Source organism: Propioniciclava sp. MC1683 (genome assembly GCF_014164675.1).
Lineage (GTDB): Bacteria > Actinomycetota > Actinomycetes > Propionibacteriales > Propionibacteriaceae > Propioniciclava.
In genome coordinates, this window is record NZ_JACJFX010000009.1 from 56,053 (window position 1) to 77,070 (window position 21,018).

At 72.4% G+C, this 21,018-nt stretch carries 21 protein-coding genes and 4 pseudogenes; 12 read left to right on the forward strand and 13 right to left on the reverse strand.

The window, feature by feature from the left end; genetic code table 11:
* Window positions 1-45 precede the first annotated feature (45 nt).
* Entirely contained in the window at window positions 46-1,551 is a 1,506-nt protein-coding gene (locus H5397_RS07905) for a glycosyltransferase family 39 protein (protein ID WP_220492111.1), read from the reverse strand.
* Between the two features lie 47 nt (window positions 1,552-1,598).
* Window positions 1,599-3,605, reverse strand: coding sequence for a DUF6541 family protein (locus tag H5397_RS07910; RefSeq protein WP_182816333.1), 2,007 nt, complete (start codon window positions 3,603-3,605; stop codon window positions 1,599-1,601).
* Window positions 3,606-3,876: 271 nt separating this feature from the next.
* Here H5397_RS07910 and H5397_RS19085 point away from each other — a divergent pair.
* The 3 genes and pseudogenes from H5397_RS19085 to H5397_RS07920 all read left to right on the forward strand — a co-directional run.
* Window positions 3,877-4,320 (forward strand): annotated as a pseudogene (locus H5397_RS19085) (chorismate-binding protein); the annotation flags it as partial.
* Between the two features lie 16 nt (window positions 4,321-4,336).
* Entirely contained in the window at window positions 4,337-4,771 is a 435-nt protein-coding gene (locus tag H5397_RS18110; protein WP_255438722.1) for an MFS transporter, read from the forward strand.
* Between the two features lie 50 nt (window positions 4,772-4,821).
* Window positions 4,822-5,562 carry an SDR family NAD(P)-dependent oxidoreductase gene (locus H5397_RS07920; RefSeq protein WP_182816337.1) on the forward strand — a complete coding sequence of 247 codons (741 nt, stop codon included), beginning with the start codon at window positions 4,822-4,824 and terminating at the stop codon, window positions 5,560-5,562.
* On the opposite strand, the gene H5397_RS17610 is transcribed toward H5397_RS07920, so the two are convergent.
* From H5397_RS17610 to H5397_RS18120, 3 genes and pseudogenes are all read right to left on the reverse strand, one after another.
* Window positions 5,555-6,325: an aminotransferase class IV gene (locus tag H5397_RS17610; RefSeq protein ID WP_220492112.1), complete on the reverse strand. Its 771-nt coding sequence runs from the start codon at window positions 6,323-6,325 to the stop codon at window positions 5,555-5,557. The genes H5397_RS07920 and H5397_RS17610 overlap by 8 nt on opposite strands.
* Window positions 6,326-6,449: 124 nt before the next feature.
* A pseudogene (locus tag H5397_RS19090) lies at window positions 6,450-6,725 on the reverse strand (chorismate-binding protein); the annotation flags it as partial.
* 17 nt (window positions 6,726-6,742) lie between these two features.
* The gene (locus H5397_RS18120; RefSeq protein ID WP_255438724.1) at window positions 6,743-7,441 is read right to left on the reverse strand and encodes an MFS transporter; all 699 of its coding nucleotides are present in this window, start codon (window positions 7,439-7,441) and stop codon (window positions 6,743-6,745) included.
* 75 nt (window positions 7,442-7,516) lie between these two features.
* Between H5397_RS18120 and H5397_RS07930 the strand changes: the two genes are divergently transcribed.
* The gene (locus H5397_RS07930; RefSeq protein ID WP_182816464.1) at window positions 7,517-8,062 is read left to right on the forward strand and encodes a GDSL-type esterase/lipase family protein; all 546 of its coding nucleotides are present in this window, start codon (window positions 7,517-7,519) and stop codon (window positions 8,060-8,062) included.
* A 9-nt stretch (window positions 8,063-8,071) separates the two neighbouring features.
* On the opposite strand, the gene H5397_RS07935 is transcribed toward H5397_RS07930, so the two are convergent.
* From H5397_RS07935 to H5397_RS07945, 5 genes and pseudogenes are all read right to left on the reverse strand, one after another.
* Window positions 8,072-8,497: a DUF2177 family protein gene (locus H5397_RS07935; protein WP_182816339.1), complete on the reverse strand. Its 426-nt coding sequence runs from the start codon at window positions 8,495-8,497 to the stop codon at window positions 8,072-8,074.
* On the reverse strand, window positions 8,494-9,576 hold the full coding sequence (locus H5397_RS17615; RefSeq protein ID WP_220492113.1) for an AMP-binding protein: 1,083 nt from the start codon (window positions 9,574-9,576) through the stop codon (window positions 8,494-8,496). The genes H5397_RS07935 and H5397_RS17615 overlap by 4 nt, the downstream gene beginning before the upstream one ends.
* A gap of 64 nt (window positions 9,577-9,640) precedes the next feature.
* Window positions 9,641-9,784: pseudogene (locus H5397_RS19095) on the reverse strand (hypothetical protein); the annotation flags it as partial.
* 73 nt (window positions 9,785-9,857) lie between these two features.
* A pseudogene (locus H5397_RS19100) lies at window positions 9,858-10,163 on the reverse strand (hypothetical protein); the annotation flags it as partial.
* 166 nt (window positions 10,164-10,329) lie between these two features.
* A complete protein-coding gene (locus H5397_RS07945) occupies window positions 10,330-11,205 on the reverse strand; it encodes a MerR family transcriptional regulator (RefSeq protein ID WP_182816341.1) in 876 nt (291 codons plus the stop codon).
* A gap of 84 nt (window positions 11,206-11,289) precedes the next feature.
* Between H5397_RS07945 and H5397_RS18800 the strand changes: the two genes are divergently transcribed.
* Window positions 11,290-13,461, forward strand: a complete 2,172-nt coding sequence (locus tag H5397_RS18800; protein ID WP_309224316.1) for an ATP-dependent DNA ligase — start codon at window positions 11,290-11,292, stop codon at window positions 13,459-13,461.
* 2 nt (window positions 13,462-13,463) lie between these two features.
* Here the strand turns inward: H5397_RS18800 and H5397_RS07955 are convergent, their stop codons facing one another.
* Window positions 13,464-13,808, reverse strand: a complete 345-nt coding sequence (locus H5397_RS07955) for a TraR/DksA C4-type zinc finger protein (protein WP_182816344.1) — start codon at window positions 13,806-13,808, stop codon at window positions 13,464-13,466.
* Between the two features lie 102 nt (window positions 13,809-13,910).
* Between H5397_RS07955 and H5397_RS07960 the strand changes: the two genes are divergently transcribed.
* On the forward strand, window positions 13,911-14,660 hold the full coding sequence (locus H5397_RS07960; RefSeq protein ID WP_182816346.1) for a phosphoglyceromutase: 750 nt from the start codon (window positions 13,911-13,913) through the stop codon (window positions 14,658-14,660).
* Between the two features lie 60 nt (window positions 14,661-14,720).
* On the opposite strand, the gene phoU is transcribed toward H5397_RS07960, so the two are convergent.
* A complete protein-coding gene (gene phoU / locus H5397_RS07965; protein WP_182816348.1) occupies window positions 14,721-15,386 on the reverse strand; it encodes a phosphate signaling complex protein PhoU in 666 nt (221 codons plus the stop codon).
* A gap of 187 nt (window positions 15,387-15,573) precedes the next feature.
* Between phoU and H5397_RS18805 the strand changes: the two genes are divergently transcribed.
* From H5397_RS18805 to H5397_RS07980, 3 genes are read left to right on the forward strand one after another with little or no spacing between them, the layout of a single operon-like run.
* Window positions 15,574-16,704, forward strand: coding sequence for a cell wall metabolism sensor histidine kinase WalK (locus H5397_RS18805; protein WP_182816350.1), 1,131 nt, complete (start codon window positions 15,574-15,576; stop codon window positions 16,702-16,704).
* Window positions 16,705-16,712: 8 nt separating this feature from the next.
* Window positions 16,713-17,390 (forward strand): response regulator transcription factor, encoded by a 678-nt coding sequence (locus H5397_RS07975; protein ID WP_182816352.1) that lies wholly within the window; start codon window positions 16,713-16,715, stop codon window positions 17,388-17,390.
* Between the two features lie 41 nt (window positions 17,391-17,431).
* Window positions 17,432-18,388 (forward strand): ribose-phosphate pyrophosphokinase, encoded by a 957-nt coding sequence (locus H5397_RS07980; protein WP_182816354.1) that lies wholly within the window; start codon window positions 17,432-17,434, stop codon window positions 18,386-18,388.
* Window positions 18,389-18,446: 58 nt separating this feature from the next.
* On the opposite strand, the gene H5397_RS07985 is transcribed toward H5397_RS07980, so the two are convergent.
* Window positions 18,447-18,971 carry a hypothetical protein gene (locus H5397_RS07985; protein WP_182816356.1) on the reverse strand — a complete coding sequence of 175 codons (525 nt, stop codon included), beginning with the start codon at window positions 18,969-18,971 and terminating at the stop codon, window positions 18,447-18,449.
* A 369-nt stretch (window positions 18,972-19,340) separates the two neighbouring features.
* Between H5397_RS07985 and H5397_RS07990 the strand changes: the two genes are divergently transcribed.
* Genes H5397_RS07990 through ispF form a run of 3 tightly spaced genes read left to right on the forward strand, consistent with a single transcriptional unit; the run spans window position 19,341 to window position 21,016 of the window.
* Complete coding sequence (locus H5397_RS07990; protein ID WP_182816358.1) at window positions 19,341-19,826, forward strand: CarD family transcriptional regulator; 486 nt, start codon at window positions 19,341-19,343, stop codon at window positions 19,824-19,826.
* Window positions 19,827-19,832: 6 nt separating this feature from the next.
* Window positions 19,833-20,552 (forward strand): 2-C-methyl-D-erythritol 4-phosphate cytidylyltransferase, encoded by a 720-nt coding sequence (ispD, locus tag H5397_RS07995; RefSeq protein WP_182816360.1) that lies wholly within the window; start codon window positions 19,833-19,835, stop codon window positions 20,550-20,552.
* Entirely contained in the window at window positions 20,549-21,016 is a 468-nt protein-coding gene (ispF, locus tag H5397_RS08000) for a 2-C-methyl-D-erythritol 2,4-cyclodiphosphate synthase (protein WP_260519435.1), read from the forward strand. Before ispD ends, ispF begins: the two co-directional genes overlap by 4 nt.
* Window positions 21,017-21,018: the final 2 nt, after the last annotated feature.

The following is a 21,018-nucleotide window of genomic DNA, read 5'->3' on the forward strand; positions in this document are numbered from 1 at the left end:
CAACCACTCGGGGGCGACGGGCCGCGGCTCGTCGCCCCCGACGCGTCAGGGGCGCTCGGTGGGGTGCTGGCACTCCGCGCTGTCACGCAGGTCGAAGATCACGTACCAGTTGGTCCTGCTGACCACCGTGCAGTGCTGCAGCACGTGCTCGCGAACGTCGGGCTGGGCGTCCCACTGACCGAAGTCGGTGAGCAAGAAGTAGTCCATCCCGGCCGTGCGGGTGACCCAGTAGGAGGGGAAGTCGTTCGTCTCGGGCATCAGCGCCCGGTCGAAGGTGGCCGGCCACCAGGTGTAGGACCGCCACCCGAAGTAGGTGAACAGGTGGCCGTAGTGGGCGGTGAGCCCCACGATGCGATCAGTCGGCGCGAAAAGGGACCCCAGCAACTGCCAGTTTCTGGCCTCTTGCTGGTGATCGATCGCGCCGAGGCGACTCCAGCCCGCCAGCCCCCCCACGACCATCGTCACGGCGACGAGCCCTGCGATCGTGGCCCGTAGCGCGCGGCGGGTGCGGGAGACCGAACGCCGGGCCACGCCCACCAGCACGCCCAGACCGAGACCCACCACCGGTACGAGCGGCAGGCTGTAGTAGTCGTGGGTGCTCATGTGGTGGGAAACCGTGAAGCCCAGTGCCACATAGCCGACGTACCAGCCGATCAGGCCGACGACGGCCGCCCCCTGTGGGATCAGCAGGGTTCCCAGGAGGCCAGCAAGCAGCCAGCCGGTTCCGAGCACGATGGTGAGCATGCCGGCCCAGTTGAGGTAGAACGACGAGCTCGCCCACAGCTCGGGGAACACTCGGCCGCCCATGCCCAGCACCTCGAGTCCGAGGGCACTCGTCGCGGTGAGATAGCCGGTCAGTGGCAGGACGGCGAGGAGACCGGCGACCCAGACCTGAGGCGTCCGGAGAGAGCGAAGTCCGAAGTGCCGCAGGACGAGTGCGGCAAGGAACGGTCCCAGGAAGTATCCCGCCGCGGGCTTGACGAACAACGCGGCCCCCGCGAAGGCTCCGGTCGCGGCGGCCCACCACCAGGCACCGGGCCCGGGGCGCTCCGATACCCAGCGCGTCGCAGCCCACAGGGTGCCGCACATGAGGCACACCATCAGGGGATCGGGCATGAACGCGCGACTGGCCTGAAGCGCATAGGGGGAGAAAAGCATGTACCCGGCGGCGACGAGTCCGCCGAGGCGACCTGCCCAGCGCCGAGCCGTCAGATGAAGGAACCATGCGCCCAGGGTCCAGAACGTGATCGAGAGCAGTCGGGGAAACCACAACTCCTCGCCGCCCAACAGGCCAAAAGCCCAGGCGGACACCGACTCCATCACCTGTGGTTCGATCACACCTCGCCTGAGTCGTCCCTCCAAGGCGAAGGCTCGTTGCCAGTCCGGCGCATCCGGATGCGTGGCGTAATAGAAGCCACGCGCGATCTCGGCCGAGTGCAGTTGGCGCGTCGGGTGGAAGTCCAGCGGCGGTTGGGTGAGCCCGACCAAGCGCACGGCGACGCCCGCCACAAATACCGTCAGGACGGCACCCCCGGGCAACCACGTGCGCACGGTCAGCTGCTCAGCCCACTTGGACACGGACGCAGCCTATCGGGTCCTCATCGGCAGGCGACCACCTCATAGAGGGCCGCCGCGCCGTGGCGCTCCACCAGGCGGACTGCGGGGGACTCATCGAGATGGTCCAGACCGGGGGTCTCCACCCAGCGCGAGTGAACGTTTTGGCGTCCGAAATCGAGAACATGGGTGATGCCGGTCGACTGGATGGCCGGGCACACCCCGGGCTGTTCTGGGCCGGCTCGCAAGTGTTCGAGCAGTAGTTGCTCGGCGTCCGTGACGGTCGCGCCGATGTAGGGGCGGAGCACGCGGCGTCCGGTGAAGGCGTACGCGAGGGAGGCGCCGGTCTCGGGGTCGGCCAGCAGCACCGCGTCAGGAGGCGTGAGATTCTCCACGGCCCGCAGCATCTGGAACTCGTCAGGCGTGAGAAGACAGGTCACGTCGCCCTCGGCACACTCGAAGTCGGCGAAGTCGTACGCGGTGTGCGCATGCGTGACGGCGTGGTGGATGGAAGGGCTCCACTGGCTCGACACCACCAAGAGCGCTGGGATGATGGTCGTGGTGGCGAGCAGGCGGCGACGGAGCCGCGTGGTGGGCGCCATCGCCGCTCGATCAGTCTGGGCCCTGCGGGGAATGGGTGTGGGGTGCACCCACCGTACGGCGCGGTCGACCGCGTACGCGGCTGCCGGAACCGACAGCAGGGCGAGGATGGGGGCGAGGCGGTAAGAGTCGCTGTACCACGCACCGGTGAGCAGTTCGCGCACGGGTCCGTCCGGGGCGCCGGAGCCGACGACCCAGAGTGTGAGCCCGACCAGGGCCGCGCCGATGTACCACCGGTGCTGCGGGCGCAGGGCCAGCAGCGCGAAGCCGATCGCGGCCAGGAACGCCGGGATGGGCCCGGGCGGGCCCATGATCGGGTTGCCGTACAGCGCCTGCCCGAGGGCGGTCGGGATGTCGTGGAGGGGCTCCCAGGGCCGGCTGCTGGGCCGTGCGAACAGCCACAAGCGCACGAAGGCGGCCAGCGCGCCGGCGGCCACGACCCACCACACGGCGGCCCGCACCCAACTGGTTTCGCGTCGCCGGGCCAGGTGCCACGTGGTGAGCGCGCCGCTGCCGACGGCGGGCAGCGCGAGGGCGAGCACCAGCAGGGCGCCGTTGGGGTGCGCGACCGCGGTGCCGAGCACGGCCACCCCCGACACGAGCAGGAGCGGGACCAGCGGCGTCCGGGTGTCGGGCCCGGCACACACCAGCGCCGCCAGCAGGGCCAGCGTGGCGGGGATCACCGCGTACGACAGGAGGTTCGGGTAGAGCACGCCCCAATCGAGCATCAGGAACGGGTAGCTGGAGAAGGCGCCGGCCAGCACGCCGGCGCCCAGCAGCGCCGCGGGCGTGCGCACGCCCAGGGCGAGGCACAGCTCGAGCGCGCACAGGGGCCACACCACGGCGCACACGACGAACAGCAGCGCATTGGACGCCAGCTGCACCGACCCGCCGGTCAGCGGCATTGCCAGGGCGGCGAGCTGGTGCCAGGCCGTCGGGTAGAGGATCGTGCGGCCCTCGGCCGGGTTCAGGTCGCGCGGCAGCCACGGCCCGGGGTCGCCGGTGTCGGAGATGAACCGGATGACGTTGAGGTGGAACACGTTGTCATAGGTCTGCGAGATCGAGGTCGGTTCGGGCAGGACGTTGGTGAGGTGGCGGGCCCACAGCAGGAGGCTGCCGACCACCATGAGGGCGCCGGCCCACGCCGTCGGGTTGCGCCAACGCCAGGCGAGGTCCTGGGCCGCGCCCAGGTCGGGACCGGTCCATCGGCGGACGGCGAACGCGACGGCCGCGACGATGAGGCTCGTGAGCGCGATGGGCACCAACCCCCAGCGCCAGCCGGTGGCCTCCACCAGCAGGGCGGCGAGCACGACGATGCCCAAGGAGACCGCCGGTGCGGCGGTCAGCGCGGCCAGCCCCGAACGCCCCAGCAGCGTGAGCACCCCCCAACCCGGCACCACCAGCACGGCAATGAGGAGGATCGAGGGTGCTGCCAGTACCAGCCACTCCACCCTGCTCACTCCTCGCCTGGGCCCGCTCCTGCCCGCCGATGCTAGCGCACGGGTGGCGTGACACAACCCCTGCGTGACCAGCGCCCGCTTCGACGACCTGCGCCCGGGGAGGCGCCGGTCGTTCCAGCTCACGGGCCTGGTGGGGGAGTTCGCCGCCCACACGGTCGAGGGCGTGCTCCCCGCCTTGGAGCGTGCGGCGGACGCCGTGGCCGCCGGACGGTGGGTGGCCGGCTGGGTCGCCTATGAGGCGGCACCCGCGTTCGACCCGGCGATGGTGGTGCGCGCTCCCCGGGGGCCCGGTTCCTCCGCCGAGGGCTTGGGTTTTGCCGATCTCCCGCTGGTGTGGTTCGCCGTGTTCGAGCGGCGCGAGCAGGTGGGTGGCCCTGCGACAGGCTCAGGGACCCGTTCGACAGGCTCAGGGGGCTGGGCCCCGACCATCGACGCCGCCCGCCACGCCGCCGACGTCGCGGCGATCCGCGATCGGATCGAGCGGGGCGACACCTACCAGGTCAACCACACGTTCCGGCTCAGCGCCCCCTTCGACGGCGACCCGGCGGCCCTCTACGGGCGGATCGCGGCGGCCCAGCGCGGCGGCTACGGGGCGTTCCTGCAGACCGATCGTTGGGCGGTGGCCTCCGCCTCACCGGAGCTGTTCTTCGAGTGGGCCGACGGGCGCCTCACCACCCGCCCGATGAAGGGCACGCCGCGCGTGGCTGGCCACCCTCGGCCTGATGGCCCTGAGCGCGACGTCGGCGCTGACCCGCTGGCAGGTCGGGGGGCTGGCCGACCGCGTCGGCTCCGGACGCCTCACGTGGCCGTTCGTCCTCGTCTCCGTCGTGGGCCTGGGCGGGGTCGCTTGGATGGTTCGCACCCCGGTCGAGCCGGGCCAAGTGGTCGGGTGGCTGCTGGCGTGCGCGCTCGTGGGCGTGGGGTACGGCGGCCTGCAGAACCTCACGATGCTGCGGGCCTTCGAGGCCGCCGGCCCGCAATCGGTCGGCGTCGCCAGCACCGTGTGGAACGCCGGCTACGACACCGGGTCCGCCCTCGGCTCGGCAGCCATGGGGGCCGTGGCCGTGGCGTCCGGTTTCGGGGTCGGGATGGCGCTGACCGCCGCGTTGTGCCTGGCCACCCTGCCGCTGGCGTTGGCCGCCCGCCCGCGTCGCTAGGGTGAGGGCGAGGGCGCCCACCCGGCGCGCCCGGCCCTCGAGGAGGAGACATGTCCCAGCCCGTCGCGGTCGTCACCGGCGCCTCCAGCGGTATCGGTGCCGCCACCGCCCGCGCGCTCGCCGCCGCCGGCTACCGCGTGGTCTGCGCCGCCCGCCGGCTCGACCGCATGGAATCGCTCGCCGCCGAGATCGGCGGCGTCGCGGTCGCGTGCGACATCACCGACCCCGCGCAGGTGGCCGCGCTCGCCGAGGCCGTCGGCGACCGGTGCGACCTGCTGGTGAACAACGCCGGCGGTGCGGTCGGGCTCGAACCGCTCGCCGACGCCGACCTCGAGGCCTGGGAGACGATGTTCCAGACCAATGTGCTGGGCACCGGCCGGGTCACCAAGGCGCTCCTACCGGCCGTCGAGGTCGCCGAGGGCACGATCGTGTTCGTCACGTCGACCGCTGCCGAGGCGGCCTACGAGGGCGGCTCGGGCTACAACGCCGCCAAGGCCGGCGAGCGCATGCTGGCCGGCGCCCTGCGCCTCGAGCTCGTCGGACGCCCCGTGCGGGTCTGCGAGGTGGCCCCGGGCCTGGTGCACACTGAGGAGTTCTCGCTGGTCCGCTTCGGCGGCGACCAAGCCAAGGCCGACGCGGCCTACGCCGGCGTCCCCGGCCCGCTGGTCGCCGACGACGTGGCCGATGCGATCGCCTGGGTCGCGACGCGTCCGGCACACGTGAACATCGACCGGCTCGTCATCCGTCCCCGCGCCCAGGGGGCCAACCACAAGCTGCACCGGGTCAGCTGACGAGCACGACCTCTTCCCAGCCGCGCACCGCGTTCAGCCGCCCGAGGGCGGTGGCCCGGCGCAGGTCGTCGGGCGTGAGCGCGCCCTCCACCAGCCGTCCGGACGCCAGCGCCTCGGCCCGCGCCACCCCCGGCAGGCAGCCCGAGGAGAGCGGCGGGGTGACCCAGCGCCCCTCGACCCGGGCCGCGAGGGTGGCGATCGTGGTCTCGGTGACCTCGCCGCGCTCGTTGACGAGCACCACGTCGTCGGCACCCGGGTGGCGGGCGGCGGCGGCCTCGTAGACCGAGCGCTGGGTGGTCTTGTGGCGGGCGAACACGTCGTGGCTGGCGACCGGCACGGTGTCGATCGCGACGCGCACGGGCCCGCGCGGGGCCGGCGGGACGTCGGCCACCGTCACGTCCGCCTTGCCGTCGGCATCGACGACTAGGCGCACGCGGCTGGGCCCCGCGCGGTCGGCCACGGCAGCGAGCAGGGCCGTGCGCACGGCGTCCGGGTCGAGGGGGGTGCCGAAGAAGCGGGCGGACGCCGCGAGCCGGGCCAGGTGCCGCTCGAGGAGGGGGAAGCCGGAGTCGGGCCGCCACAGGAGCGTCTCGAGGAGGCCGACGTCGAGGGGCGGGCGGTGCAGCACCTCGGCCTTGAGCAGCGCCTCGGCGTACTCTCCGGCCGGCGTCGAGTCGTAGGTGATGCCGCCGCCGGTCCGTACCAGGCGGTGGCCGCGTCGCGGTCGACCAGCACGGTGCGGATGCCCACGTTGAACGCCCATTCGGGGCCGTTCGCGCCGGGCCCGCCGAACCCGATCGCGCCGCAGTAGACCCCGCGGGGGGGGGGGTGGTCTCGCGCTCGGCGATGATCCGCATGGTCGACGAGCGGGGGGCACCCGTGATCGACGCGCACGGGAACAGCGCGGTGAACACATCGGCCAACGTCGTGCCGGGCCGCGGCCGGGCGGTCACGGTCGAGGTGAGCTGCCACACCGTGTCGTAGCGCTCGGCGTCGAACAGGGCGGGCACGCCGACGGTCCCGGGCACGGCCACCCGGCCCAGGTCGTTGCGGACCATGTCGACGATCATCAGGTTCTCGGCGCGCTCCTTGGGGCTGGCCAACAGGGTGGCGCGGATCTGGGCGTCCTCGGCCTCGTCGAGCCCGCGCGGGGCGGGGACCATCTGGGGCGCGAACGTGATCAGGGCGCCGCAGGCCAGGGTGATCGCGAGCAGGGTGGCCGTCGGCGCCGCCAGGGCGCGCAGGGTCGCCCACGCGGGGCGTCCGCCGTCGGAGGGTGCCGGGGAGGCGGGGTCGTGCATGCTGCGGTGGGGCAGGTGCTGGGCGGCCTCGCGTAGCAGGCCGGCACCCCCAGCAGCGACAGACCGCTGACCGCGAAGACCGGCCAGAACCCCCACGCCTCGGCCACCCACACCCCGGTGGGCATGAGCGCCACGAGGGGCAGCGAGATCGCCAGCGAGTAGGCGCCCACGGCCGCGCCGCGGCGGCCTGGGGTCACCAACAGCACCGCGGCGGCGCTGATCGCCACCGTCAGGAGCCCGAAGCCGACCCCGCGGACCGCCGACAGCGACAGCACCGGGGCCAGGTCCGCGGTCACGCCGTGCAGCAGGGCGGGCACACCGAGCAGCACCATGGACGCGGCGAGCGTGTGTCCCCAGCCGATCCGCCGGACCAGCCCCGGCGTCCCGAACTGGGTGAGGACCGTCGCCACGAGCAGGACGAAGTTCACCAGGCCCGCACCCGCGGCGTCCGCCCCGCCACGGACGACCCACAGGGGCGCCACCGGCAGCAGGGCCGCGTACCCGCTGAAGCCCGTGAGCGAGACCCACGCCAGGGCGAGCATGCCCGGCACCTGCCAGATGCTGCCGCGTGGACCCATGGGGCCCGATCGTAGGCGGCCGGCCCGGGCCGGGGGTGGGCGTATCCCTGTCCGGACGTCGGCTTCGCGGACACCATCACGACCTGCCTCGGCACCGACACCACCGCCTGCCTGGCCAAGGTCGCCGCCGCGGAGGGTGTCATCGCCACGGGGCTGCCGGGACGGTTGGGCTCGCTGTTCGCCGAGGTGAGGGCGAAGGCCCCGGCGGCGAAGGTCGTCGCGACGACCTACCCGCGCCTGTTCAACGGGCGCACCTGCAACCTCTTCACGTCGTTCACGAGTGCCGAGATGTCGGCCATGAACGCGGCGGCCGACAAGCTGGCGGTGGCGATCCGCGACGCCGCGGCAGCAGCCGGTGTCGGGTTCGCCGACGTCCGGACGCCCTTCGACGGCCACGCCGTGTGCGACTCCGCGCCGTGGATCAACAACGTCGACATCCTGCGCCAGTACAACTCGTTCCACCCGAACGGGACCGGCCAGGCCAGCGGCTACTCCCCGACGGTGAAGGCGGCGCTCGGCCTCGGCGGCAAGACCGGCGGCGGCAAGGGCAAGCCCAAGGTCACCACGGGTGCGACGACGTCGACCGACACCCAGCGGGGCCAGGTCCGGGTGCAGGGCTGATCCCCCGGGTCAGCGTGACGAGCGGTTCGCCCACCTCGACCTGAGCACGAGGTGGGCGGCGCCGGCCATCGCCGCGCCGGCGAACAGTCCCCAGCCGATGTCGGCCAGGGCGGCGGGCCACGTCATCCGCTCGAGGATGGCCTTGCCCGTGAGGCTCCAGGTGGCGTAGGCGACGCCCCCGAGGACGGCGCCGTCACGCAGCCGGACGCCCAGGGTGCGGTCCTCGGTCGGCCGCACCGCCAGGTGGACGAGCGCGCAGGTGAACGCCGGGTAGAAGACCAGCGCCGGGACGGGGTCGAACGAGGACGCCAGCAGGTGCGGCACCTCCGCCCGGTACAGCGGCAGCGCGACCTGGCTGATCCAGACGGCGTCCAGCGCGCCGAACGCGACCGCGGCCGCGGCGACGGACCCCCCGATGCGACGGGTGGTGCTCATGGTGTGCTCCTTCGGTAGAGGTCCTCGATGTGGTGGGACGCCACGGACAGGAAGGCGTCCCGCCGCAGCTTGAGGGTCGGGGTGATGAACGGCGAGCCGGCCGACGTGTCGACGAGCAGGGCGACGAACCGGCGCACCTGCTCGGCGCGGGACACGGCCGCGTTCGCCCGGTCCACGGGGCGCTGGAGGCGGGCCAGCAGCGCGGGGTGGGCGAGGGCGAGGCCGTCGGCCGGGGGGTCCTGCGCGAGGAGGGCGGCCAGGTCGTGGTGCCCGGACCGCTGCGCCCAGCGCCGCACGGCGTCCGGTTCGAGGAGGAGGGCGGCGGTGAGGTGGCTGCGGCCCTCGCCGACCAGGATCGCGTGCGCGACGAGGGGCGAACGGCCCACGGCCGCCTCCCAGGGCTCGGGGGCGACGTTCTTGCCGGTCGCCGTGATGATCAGGTTCTTCCGCCGCCCATGCAGGGTCAGGCGGCCGGCGTCGTCGAGCGAGCCGAGGTCGCCGGTGCGGAAGAAGCCGTCGGTGAAGGCCCCGGCGTCCTCGTCCTTGTTCTGGTAGCCGGAGAACACCCCCACGCCGCGCACCAGCACCTCGCCGTCCTCGGCGATGCGGACCGTGGTGCCGGGGATGGGCGGGCCGACGCTGCCGGCCCTCAGGTCACCCGGGCGCAGGCCGGTCGCCGGCGCGGTCGTCTCGGTCAGGCCGTAGCCCTCGATGACCGGGATCCCGACGCCGCGGAAGAAGTGCGCCAGCGTCGGGTCGAGCGGTGCCGCGCCGGACAGCAGCCACTCGACGCGGCCACCCATGAGGCCACGCATCCTGCGGTAGAACAGCCGGTCGAACAGGGCTCGGCGCAGCGCCAGGCAGCGGGGCGGCCGGAGGGTCGGGTCGTCCTGAGCCGCCTCGAGGTGGCGCCCCCAGGCGACCGCCGTGGCCTCCGCCGCCCGGAAGAGGGGTCCGATCCGGGCCTGGCCGGCCCGGTCGCGGGCCGCTTGGCGGATGCGGGAGAGCAGTTGCGGGACCACGACCATGAAGGTGGGCCGCACCTCGGCGAACGCGTCGACCACCCCGGGAGCGGTCACCCTCGTGGACCACCTTCATGCCGGCGCCGATGGCCGCCAGTTGGAGGCCGCGGGCCAGGATGTGGGCCAAGGGGAGGGCGATGATGGTCACCGCCCTGTCGTGGACGACCTCCCCGTAGGCCTGCGCCACCGCCTGGACGACCCCGACCAGGTTGCCGTGGGTGATCCGGGCCCCCTTCTGCTCGGCCGCCGTGCCGGAGGTGTGCACGATCGTCGCGACGTCCCCCGGCCAGCCACGTGGCCAGGTCGGCCAGCGCCCACTCGAAGCGGGTCGGCGCCATCACCGCCACCCGGCCCCCGGGTTCGAGCCCCTGGGCGACCAGGCCGGCGGCCAGGGCCCGGCACTCCGCGTCGAACGCCGCGGTGGTCACGTCGACCGACCCCTCGGCGCCGCGACGGCCGAACGCGACGTGCTCCGGCGCCGTCCGGACGCGGTGGGCGAGGAGGTCGGTGACGTTGCGGTGCTGGTGGTCAACCAGTGCGGGTCCGGACGCCTCGCGCCTCACCGGGCGTTTTCTCCGGGGAGGACGGGGGAGGAAGCTGCTGGTGCTGGCCGCGTACTCGGCCCAGCCGGGTCGCCCGGCCATGCGCTGCTCGGTGAGCGGACGGCCCGTGCGGAAGGCGAGGGCCTACGTCATCAGGAGCGGTGACACGTTGACTCCGATCAGGTGGTCGAGGGGGCCGGGGTGGCGCGGCGCGCAGGTGAAGGCCATCGACTTTCGAGCTGCTTGTGTAAACTGTGTCCAAATTTGGTCAGGGAGTGCGGCCGGCCCTCAGTGAGGTGGCCACGAGCTCTGCCGCGGCGCCCACCTCGTGGGGGAGGGGGTCTGCCCGTACGACCTTCCCGGCCAGGCCGCCCCCCACCCACACCGCGATCGGGGGCGTCAGGGCGCGCAGTCGGTCGACCACGGCCTGGGCCTTCGCCGGGCGGGTGCTCTGGGGGACGCCGACCACGGCCGCGCGTGGGCGGAGCTCGGCGGCTGCGGCCTCCCAGTCCGGCAGGGGGACGTCGGTGCCGAGGTAGACCACGTTCACCCCCAGTCGGCGCAGGCAGGTGGCGAAGGCGAGCAGGCCCATCTCGTGGTGGGAGCCCTCGGGCAGCCCGACCAGGACCCCCGGCCCACCGGTGGGCGAGGCCTCGGAGAACGCCCGGCCCAGGGCCCGGGCCACGCCGGCGCTGGCGAAGTGCTCGTGGGCGACGGTGAGGTCCTTGGAGGCCCAGGCCTCGCCCACGCGGGCGAGTTCGGGGAGCAGCCAGGCGTCGGCGAGCGCTTCGATCGGCGACCGGTCGAGCGCCTCGGCGAGGACCGCGTCGAGGCGGGCGGGGTCGAGGCTGGCGGCAGCGGAAACGAGGTCGAGGCCCACGGCACCCGCGTTCTCCTCGGGTGCCGCGGCTGGGGCGCCGTCCAGGCTCCGGGCCGCCACCGACGCGGGAACGCCGCCGGCGACCAAGGCGGCCATCGAGCGCAACCGGGCGACGTCGGCGTCGCTGTAGAGGCGGTAACCGCCCGCCGAGCGGGTCGGTGACACGACCCCGTAGCGCCGCTCCCAGGCGCGCAGGGTGGTCTCGAGGACGCCCGTCAGCGCCGCCACCTGCTTCACGGTGTACGCACCGCTGGACCCGTTCACGGTCGTACGGTAGCAAACACTCGACAAACAATGGACGCCCCGTGGTTCAGCTGGTTGTCGTTGACGCCCGGGTTAGGCTCAGCCGTGGCCGAAGCAGAGATCCTGTCCATCGACGGTCCCAACGGCGTCCGCGAGGTGAAGCTGTCCAGTGCCGACAAGGTGCTGTGGCCGAAGCACGGTCGCGGCAAGCCGATCACCAAGCGCGACCTGGCCGACTACCTCCTCGCGGTGTCCGAGCCCTTCCTGCGCATCAACGGCGACCGGCCGATGACGCTGCAGCGGTTCCCCGACGGCATCGAGGGGGAGGAGTTCTTCGCCAAGCGGCCGCCGGCCGGCGCGCCGAAGTGGCTCAACCGGGTGACGTGCACCTACCCGAGTCGGCGCCGCCATGACCAGCTGACCTTCGACGAGCCAGCCGCCCTGGCCTGGGCCGCCCAGATGGCGACGATCACCTTCCACCCGTGGCCGGTGCGCACGGCGAACCTCGACAACCCCGACGAGTTCCGCATCGACCTCGACCCCCAGCCCGGCCGCGACTTCACCGACGCCGTCACCGCTGCCCTGGCGCTGCGCGAGGTGATGGCCGAGGTCGGCCTCACCGCGTATGCGAAGACCAGCGGCAACCGCGGCGTCCACGTCTACGCCCGCATCGCCCCGACGCACGAGTTCCAGGACGTCCGCCACGGCGTGATCGGCGTCGCCCGCGAGCTCGAGCGCCGGATGCCCGACCTCGTCACCACCAGCTGGTGGAAGGAGGAGCGCGGCGAGCGCGTCTTCGTCGACTTCAACCAGGCCAACCGCGACCGCACCATCGCCGGGGCGTACTCGCCGCGTCCGCTGCCGGGCGCGCCCGTCTCCACCCCGCTGACGTGGGACGAGCTTCCGGACGCCGACCCGCGCGACCTCACCGTGTGGAGGGTCCCGAAACTGCTCGCCGACCGGCCGTGCCCGTGGGCGTCCATGGACGCCGAGCCCGGCGACCTCGCCGGCGCGCTGGCGTTGTGGGAGGCCGACCTCGAGCGGGGCCTGGGCGAGCTGAACTTCCCGCCCGACTACCCGAAGATGCCCGGCGAGCCGCCGCGCGTGCCGCCCAGCAAGCGCAAGGCCGACCGGCCCGAGGAGGACTACCTCGCGCCCAAGGCCGAGCGCGACGCCGAGTGGGGGACGCCCATCGTGCCGCCGTTCGGGCCGATGCTGGCCAAGTCGGTGAAGGAGTTCCCCAAGGCGGACGTGCTGTTCGAGCCCAAGTGGGACGGCTTCCGCACGATCATCTGGCGCTCGGGCGACATGGTGGAGCTGGGCTCGCGCAACAGCCGCCCGATGACCCGCTACTTCCCCGAGCTCGTCGAGGCGGTGAAGGAGAACTTCCCCGACCCGTGCGTGATCGACGGCGAGATCATCCTCATCGACCCCGACTCCGGCGATCGGCTGAACTTCGACCTGCTGCAGCAGCGGATCCACCCCGCGGCGTCCCGGATCAAGAAGCTGTCGGAGGCCATGCCGGCCAGCTTCGTCGGGTTCGACCTGCTCGCCTGGGGCGAGGAGAACTGGGCCGAGAAGCCGTTCGCCGAGCGGCGCAAGGGGCTGGAGAAGGCCCTCGCGAAGGCGAAGCCGCCGATCTACCTCACTCGCGCCACCGGCGACCGTGAGCTCGCCAAGCAGTGGTTCGAGCAGTTCGAGGGGGCGGGCCTGGACGGCGTCATCGCCAAGCCGCTGGACGCCCCCTACGCCGAGGACAAGCGCGTCATGTGGAAGATCAAGCACGAGCGCACCGCGGACTGTGTCGTGGCCGGCTACCGCCTCTACCGCGACGAGACGGACGCCATCGGCTCGCTCCTGCTCGGCCTGTACACCGACGACGGCACGCTCAACTCGGTCGGCGTCATCGGCGCGTTCACCATGGAGCGCCGCCGCGAGCTGTTCGCCGAGCTGCAGGAGCTCGTCTCCGACTGGGAGGGCCACCCGTGGGCGTGGGCCGAGCCCGAGGCCGACACCCCGGACAACCGCGACCAGTCCTTCCCCCGGACGCCGACCGCCGCGGCCCACTCGCGCTGGAACGCCAAGAAGGACCTCTCGTTCACGCCCCTGCGCCCCGAGCGCGTGGTGGAGGTGCGCTACGACCACATGGAGGGCAACCGGTTCCGGCACACCGCCCAGTTCGTGCGCTGGCGCCCCGACCGCGAGCCTGCGTCGTGCACCTACGCGCAACTCGACGAGCCGGTCAGCTACGACCTGGGCGACGTGCTGGGAGGCTGACGTCAGCGCGGGGCGTCTGCGTGCGCGAGGCAGGTGGTCGACCAGGGCCGGAACTCCAGCCGGTCGGGGTCGATGGGTTCGTCGCACACCTCGCAGCGCCCCCACGTGCCGTCGTCGAGGCGGGCCCGCGCGCGCAGCACGGCGTCCAGCGTCTCGGCGATGACCTGGGCCGACCCGGCGTCCTCCATCTGCTGGATCGCCTGGGTGGTGCCGTCGCCGATCCGCTTGCCGAAGCCGATCGTGCTGCCGTCCTCCACGGGGGCGGTCAGGCGTGCCAGCTTGCGCCGCAGCTCGGCCTCCTTGGCGGCCAGCTCGGCGGCCGCGTCCTCGGGGCCGTACTCCGTCATCGGGCCATCATGCCCCCGAATGAGGAATTTCTCACGTGTCACTCACGACCATGTGCCGACAAGGGGTGCCCCCGGCCGGGCCTTGCTCGGTAGGCTCAGCCCATGACGTACAAGTTGATCCTCCTTCGCCACGGCGAGAGCGAGTGGAACCAGAAGAACCTGTTCACGGGCTGGGTTGACGTGGACATCAACGAGAAGGGCGTCGGCGAGGCCAAGAAGGCCGCGGACCTCCTCAAGGCCGAGGGGCTGCTGCCCGAGAAGCTGCACACGTCGCTGCTGCGCCGCGCCATCCACACCGCCTACCTCGCCCTTGACGGCTGCGACCGCCACTGGATCCCCGTCGAGCGCTCCTGGCGCCTCAACGAGCGCCACTACGGCGGCCTGCAGGGCCTCGACAAGGCCGAGACGCTGTCCAAGTACGGCGAGGAGCAGTTCATGCTCTGGCGCCGCAGCTACGACACCCCGCCGCCCGTGCTCGACAAGGACAACGAGTACAGCCAGTGGAACGACCCCCGCTACGCCGACATCCCCGAGGACGAGCGCCCCCAGACCGAGTGCCTGGCCGACGTCGTCGTCCGGATGCTTCCCTACTGGGAGTCGAGCATCAAGCCCGACCTCGCCGCCGGCAAGGTCGTGCTGGTCACCGCCCACGGCAACTCGCTGCGCGCGCTGGTCAAGCACCTCGACGGCATCTCGGACGCCGACATCGCGGGCCTGAACATCCCCACCGGCATCCCGCTGTACTACGAGCTGGACGACGACTTCCAGCCCGTTACCAAGGGTGGCCGTTACCTGGACCCCGAGGCTGCGAAGGCCGCCATCGAGGCCGTGAAGAACCAGGGCAAGAAGTAACCCCCTGACACGTTCGAGGGGCCCCATCCGTCACGGATGGGGCCCCTCGTCACGTGCGGGTCAGGCGATCGTCCAGTTCTCGCCCTCGGGGTGCAGGCCGGTGACGATGTAGATCACGCGGCTGCCCATCAGCACGGCGTGGTCGGCGATGCGCTCGTAGTAGCGGCCCAGCAGCGCGCAGTCGACGGCCGCCTCGACACCGTGGCTCCAGGCGTCGTCGAGCAGGATGCGGAACTGGTGGCTGCGCAGCTCGTCGACCTCCTCGTCGTGGTCGGCCATCTTCTCGGCGTCGAGCACGTTGCGCTCGCGCAGGGTGCGGCCGGCGATCTCGACCATCTCGGACGCCAGCGCCGCCATGCGCTGGAAGTTGGGCTGCATCGACTCGGGGACCGCACCGCGGGGGTAGCGCATGCGGGCGATCTTGGCGATGTGGGCGGACAGGTCGCCCATGCGGGCCAGGTCGGCCACCATGCGCAGGGCTGCGACGAGCGTGCGGAGCTCGCCGGCGACGGGCGCCTGGCGGGCCAGCAGGACGAAGCAGCGCTGCTCGAGGTCGTCGTGGAGCTGGTCGAGGATGCTGTCGTCGCTGATGACCTTCTCGGCGGCCGCCAGGTCGGAGGTCAACAGGGCCTTCGTGGCCTCCGTCACCGCGACCTGCACCCGGTCGGTCATCGTGATCAGGTCGGTGACGACCGAGCTGAGTTCCTGCTGGTAGCTCTCGCGCATCTGCGCTCCTTCGCGTTCGATGGGGTGTGGCCCTCCGGGCACGGGGCGCCACGTTACGTCCCCCGAACGATCTTAGGCGTGCCTCCCCGCGAACGCCGGGTGAACACTCGGTGAACCCTCGGGGACGCCCGGCCGGGACGACCTCCGCGCGCGGCCCCGGCGGCCGTGTCAGGCCTATGCTGAGGGCGTGTCCCCCGCTCTCGCCGCCCTCATCGGACTCGTCGCCGGGGTGTTCGCGGGCTACCTCGTGGCGTGGTTCGTGCTGAGCCGCCGCGCCGAGCCCGAACCGGTCGACCCGCACCTGGAGCGCCGCCGCATCCTGGACGCCCTGCGGTCCGGGGGAGCGCTCATCGGCGACGTGGACGACATCCTCGCCAGCAACGAGCTCGCCACCGAGCTGGGGCTGATCCGCGGCAACCGGGTCGCCATCCCCGCCCTGCTGGACCTCGTCCGTGAAGTGCGCCGCACCGGGGAGTCGGCCTCGGTCAACCTCGACCAGGTCCGCGCCGGCCGCGGGGGTGTCGGGCGGTCCGAGCAGCGGCTCGCCGTCCGGGTGCTGCGCCTCGACGACGGCACCGTCCTCGTCGTGGCCGACGACCGCGGGGCGGCGCTGCGCGTGCAGGCGTCCGCCCGCGACTTCATGGCGAACGCGACCCACGAGCTCAAGACCCCGGTCGGTGCGATTACGCTCCTGTCGGAGGCCGTCGAACAGGCCGCGGACGACCCCGAGGCCGTGGCGCGCTTCTCGCGCAAGATCCAGGCGGAGTCCTCGCGGCTGTCGCAGCTGGTCACCCAGATCGTGCAGCTGTCCCGGCTGCAGGGCGAGCCGGTCAGCAACGCCGAGGAGGTGTCGGTCGACGAGGTCGTCGGCCTGGCCCTCGACCGCAGCCGCCAATTGGCCGAGCAGCGGCAGGTCAGCCTCACCCGCGGCGGGGAGGAGGGGCTGGTCGTCCGCGGCAAGCACGAGCAGCTCGTGACCGCCGTGGTGAACCTCGTGCACAACGCCATCACCTACTCCGGTGAGAAGGCGCGGGTCGTCGTCACGACCCGTGCGGTGACCGACGGGCCCGAGCCGCGGGTCGCGATCGCCGTGACCGACAACGGCATCGGGATCGGCGCGGAGGACACCAAGCGCATCTTCGAGCGGTTCTACCGCGTCGACTACGCCCGGAGCCGCCAGACCGGCGGCACGGGGCTGGGCCTCTCGATCGTGGCCGAGATCGTGGAGGGCCACGGCGGCGAGGTCACCGTGTGGAGCAAGCTGGGCAGCGGGTCGACGTTCACGATCACGCTGCCCGCGGCGGCCGAGGAAGAGTAGGAAGTCGCATGAGCGTGGTCCTGATCGTGGAGGACGAGGAGAGCTACCGGGACGCCCTGGGCTTCATGCTCGCCAAGGAGGGGTTCGAGGTCATCCTGGCCGCCGACGGCGAGGAGGGGCTGACCCAGTTCGAGCGCCACGGCGCCGACATCGTGCTGCTGGACCTGATGATGCCGGGCCTGTCGGGCACCGAGGTGTGCCGCCGGCTGCGCCAGCGCAGCACCGTGCCGATCATCATGGTCACCGCCCGCGACGCCGAGATCGACAAGGTCGTCGGCCTGGAGCTGGGCGCCGACGACTACGTCACCAAGCCGTTCAGCCACCGCGAGCTGCTCGCGCGGGTGCGCGCGGTCCTGCGGCGCGGGGCCGACACCGAGCTGATGCCCGACGTGATCGAGGAGTCCGGCGTCCGGATGGATGTCGAGCGCCACGAGGTGTGGGTCGGCGGCGACCCCGTGCGGCTGGCCCTGAAGGAGTTCGAGCTGCTCGAGATGCTGCTGCGCAACGCCGGACGCGTGATGACCCGCGGCCAGCTGATCGACCGCGTGTGGGGGGCCGACTACGTGGGGGACACCAAGACCCTCGACGTCCACATCAAGCGCCTGCGCGGCAAGATCGAGGCCGACCCGGCCGACCCGCAGCTGCTGGTGACCGTGCGGGGGCTGGGCTACAAGTTCAACGGGTGAGTGGCCCGGGGCGTACGCCCGGGCGCCCGTAGGATGCCGTCGTGACCAACGATGTCGTCGTGTTCTCCGGCCAGGCCCATCCCGAGTTCGCCCGCGAGATGTGCGACCTCTTGGACGTCGACCTGTCGCCCGCCCGCGTCCAGCGGTTCAGCAACGACTGCCTGCAGGTGCAGCTGCGCGCGAACTGCCGGCAGCGGGACGTGTACATCGTGCAGCCGGTGGCCCCGCCGACCCAGGAGAACCTCATGGAGCTCCTGATGATGGTGGACGCCGCGCGCGGGGCCTCCGCGTCCCAGGTCAACGTCGTGATGCCGCACTACGCGTACGCGCGCTCCGACAAGAAGGACGCCCCGCGCATCTCGCTGGGCGGCCGGCTGGTCGCCGACCTGCTGGCCACCGCCGGCGCCACCCGCGTGCTCACGATGACGCTGCACGCCGAGCAGGTGCACGGCTTCTTCTCCATGCCGGTCGACCACCTGACCGCGCTGCCCGTGCTCGCCGAGCACTTCCGGGGCCGCGACCTGTCCAACACGGTCGTGGTGTCGCCCGACTTCGGCAACGCCAAGGCCGCCAACCGGTTCGCCCGCGCCCTCGGCGTCGAGGTGGCGGCCGGTTCGAAGCGACGGCTGGCCGACGACACCGTCGTCATCGACGCGATCGTCGGCGACGTGCAGGGCAAGGACTGCATCGTGCTCGACGACGAGATCGCCACCGGCGGCTCGACCATGACCCTCATCGACTGCATCCGTCGCTACGACGCTCAGGGCGTGTCGGTGGTCTGCACCCACGGCCTGTTCACCGGCAACGCGGTCGAGACCTTCAACGCCCGCGACGACATCGACGAGATCGTCACCACCAACACCGTCCCGCAGGACAAGCCCATCGACCGGCTCGTATCGTTGTCGGTGGCACCGCTGTTCGCCGAGGCCGTGCGCCGGATCCACCTCGGGGAGTCGGTGAGCACCCTGTTCTCGGAGGAGAACACCTACGGCGCCTGAGCCCCCGGACACGACGAAGGGCCCCCTCCGCCGCGGAGGGGGCCCTTCGGTGCTCGGGTCAGGAGGTCGGCTTGGCCGAGGCGTAGATCGGGTCCTCGGCGCTCATCACCGGGGCGATGGCCTTGGCCTGGAGGCCGGACTCGAAGTTCAGGACCAGGTCGACGGTCAGGCCCGGCTTGAGGTCGGGGCTGGAGACCGTGAAGGCGGGGCTCGGGTCGGTCAGCACGGTGAGCCGGTTGGGCTCGAGGTCGACGCCGCTGCCCGTGACCGTGAGGGGTGCCCCCACGGAGTTGTCCATCTTGAGCGCGTAGCCCTCGACGCTGACCAGGCGGTCGGCGACGGGCGACACGATGGAGGCGGACAGCACGCCCTTGCCACTCTCGTCGGCGACGACGAGCAGGTTGCGCACCTTGAGCTGGCGGTTGGCCTCGCCGGCCTGCAGGTCGACGTTGACGCCGTGGGCCGGCGTGTACTGCTGGAGGGTCTGCATGTTGAACCCGCACCCGGTGAGGAGCAGGCTGGCGCACACACCGGCGGCGAACGTGCTGACGGCCCGGCGACGGCGACGGGTGCTGGAATCCATGGCAGGAGCCTCCTGGGTCGAAACCTTGGTGTCGCAGCACACAATAACGAAACCCGGTGTCGGATGGTTAGCCGCATCAGCCCGCGGTGAGAACGTTGCGAAAACGGGACCGTCGCGGCGCTCGGGCCCGGCGGTGCTCCGTGCCCGGAAACCCGGGGCAACCGGGCGCGCGTGTTGGCGTCCGGGCCAGTTGCGGCCTAGTGTGTGCATGACCCGCTTGGATGGGGAGGACCCTACCCCCAGCCCGCGCGCGGAGCACACTCCTGAGCGCTTGTCAAGACCCCCAATGTGGCGCTGACAACGGGTGATACCCCTGCAGCCCCCTGAGGACCCGTGGTATGATGGTGGGCGGGAAAGGGGTCAATGAATATGACTTTTCAGGTCGGCGAAACGGTTGTCTACCCGAACCACGGTGCGGCCGTCATCGAAGACATCGAAACCCGGACGATCAAGGGAGAGGAACGTCTCTACCTCGTCCTCCGCATTGTGGGGCAGAACGACCTGGTGGTGCGGGTCCCGGCCTGCAACCTCGACCTGGTGGGCGTCCGCGACGTCGTCGACGCCGAGGGCCTCGAGCGCGTGTTCAGCGTGCTGCGTGCGCCCCACGCCGAGGAGCCGACGAACTGGTCGCGCCGCTACAAGGCCAACCTCGAGAAGCTGCACTCCGGCAACGTCATGAAGGTCGCCGAGGTCGTGCGCGACCTGTGGCGCCGCGAGCGCGAGCGCGGCCTGTCCGCGGGAGAGAAGCGCATGCTGGCCAAGGCTCGCCAGATCCTGGTCTCCGAGCTCGCCCTGGCCGAGAAGGTCTCCGACGACCGCGCCGAGGTCATGCTCGACGAGGTGCTGGCCTCGTAACCACCCATGGGTGAACACATCAACAATCCCGTACCGGTCGTCGCCATCGTGGTGGCGGCCGGTTCCGGTTCCCGGCTGGGGGCCGAGGTGCCCAAGGCGCTGGTCCCGGTGGCCGGCGTCCCCCTGCTGACCCGCGCGGTGGCCCAGCTCGCCGCCGGCGGCGTCGACGAGGTCGTCGTTGTGGCGCCCGTCGAGGGCCGCGAGGCGTTCGTGGACGCCCTGGCCGGCGCCCCCGTCCCGGTGACGTGGGCCGACGGCGGCGCCGAGCGTCAGCACTCCGTGGCCCACGGCATGGGCGTGCTGCCCGACCTGCCCGAGGCGGACGCCGACGCCCAGGTCGTCCTCGTGCACGACGCCGCCCGGGCGTTCCTGCCCGCCGACATGGTCGCTCGCGTGATCGACGCCGTCCGCGCCGGTGCCGACGCCGTCGTGCCGGTGGTGCCCGTCACCGACTCCGTGCGCGAGCTGGTCGAGGACGGGTCGACGGTGGTCGACCGGGCCCGGCTGCGAGCGGTCCAGACCCCGCAGGGGTTCCGTCGCGGCGTGCTGGAGGAGGCCCACCGGGTTCTGGCCGAGAGCGACACGATCGTCACCGACGACGCCGCAGCCGCCGAGTACATCGGCTGCACGGTGACGCTGGTGGAGGGATCGCGCGACGCCTTCAAGGTCACCGAACCCCTGGACCGGGTCCTGGCCGAGGCCCTCGTGGCGTGGGGCGTCTCGTGAGGGTCGGGATCGGCACCGACGTCCACGCGCTCGAGCCGGGCGTCCCGATGTGGTGCGCCTGCCTGCACTTCCCCGACGAGCCGGCCGGCCTGTCCGGGCACTCCGACGGCGACGTGGCCGCGCACGCGGCGTGCGACGCGCTCTTCTCCGCCAGCGGCCTGGGCGACATGGGCAGCAACTTCGGCACGTCCGAGCCCGAGTGGGCCGGGGCGTCCGGGGTCGCGTTCCTCACCGAGGCGGCCCGCCGCGTGCGCGCGGCCGGGTTCGAGATCGGCAACGTCGCGGTCCAGGTGATCGGCAACCGGCCCCGCCTCGCTGCACGCCGGGCGGAGGCCGAGGCCGTGATGTCCGAGGCGGTCGGCGCACCGGTCACGCTGTCGGGCACCACCACCGACGGGCTCGGCCTCACCGGCCGCGGCGAGGGGGTCGCCGCCGTCGCCACCGCCCTCGTGGTGGCCCGGTAGGG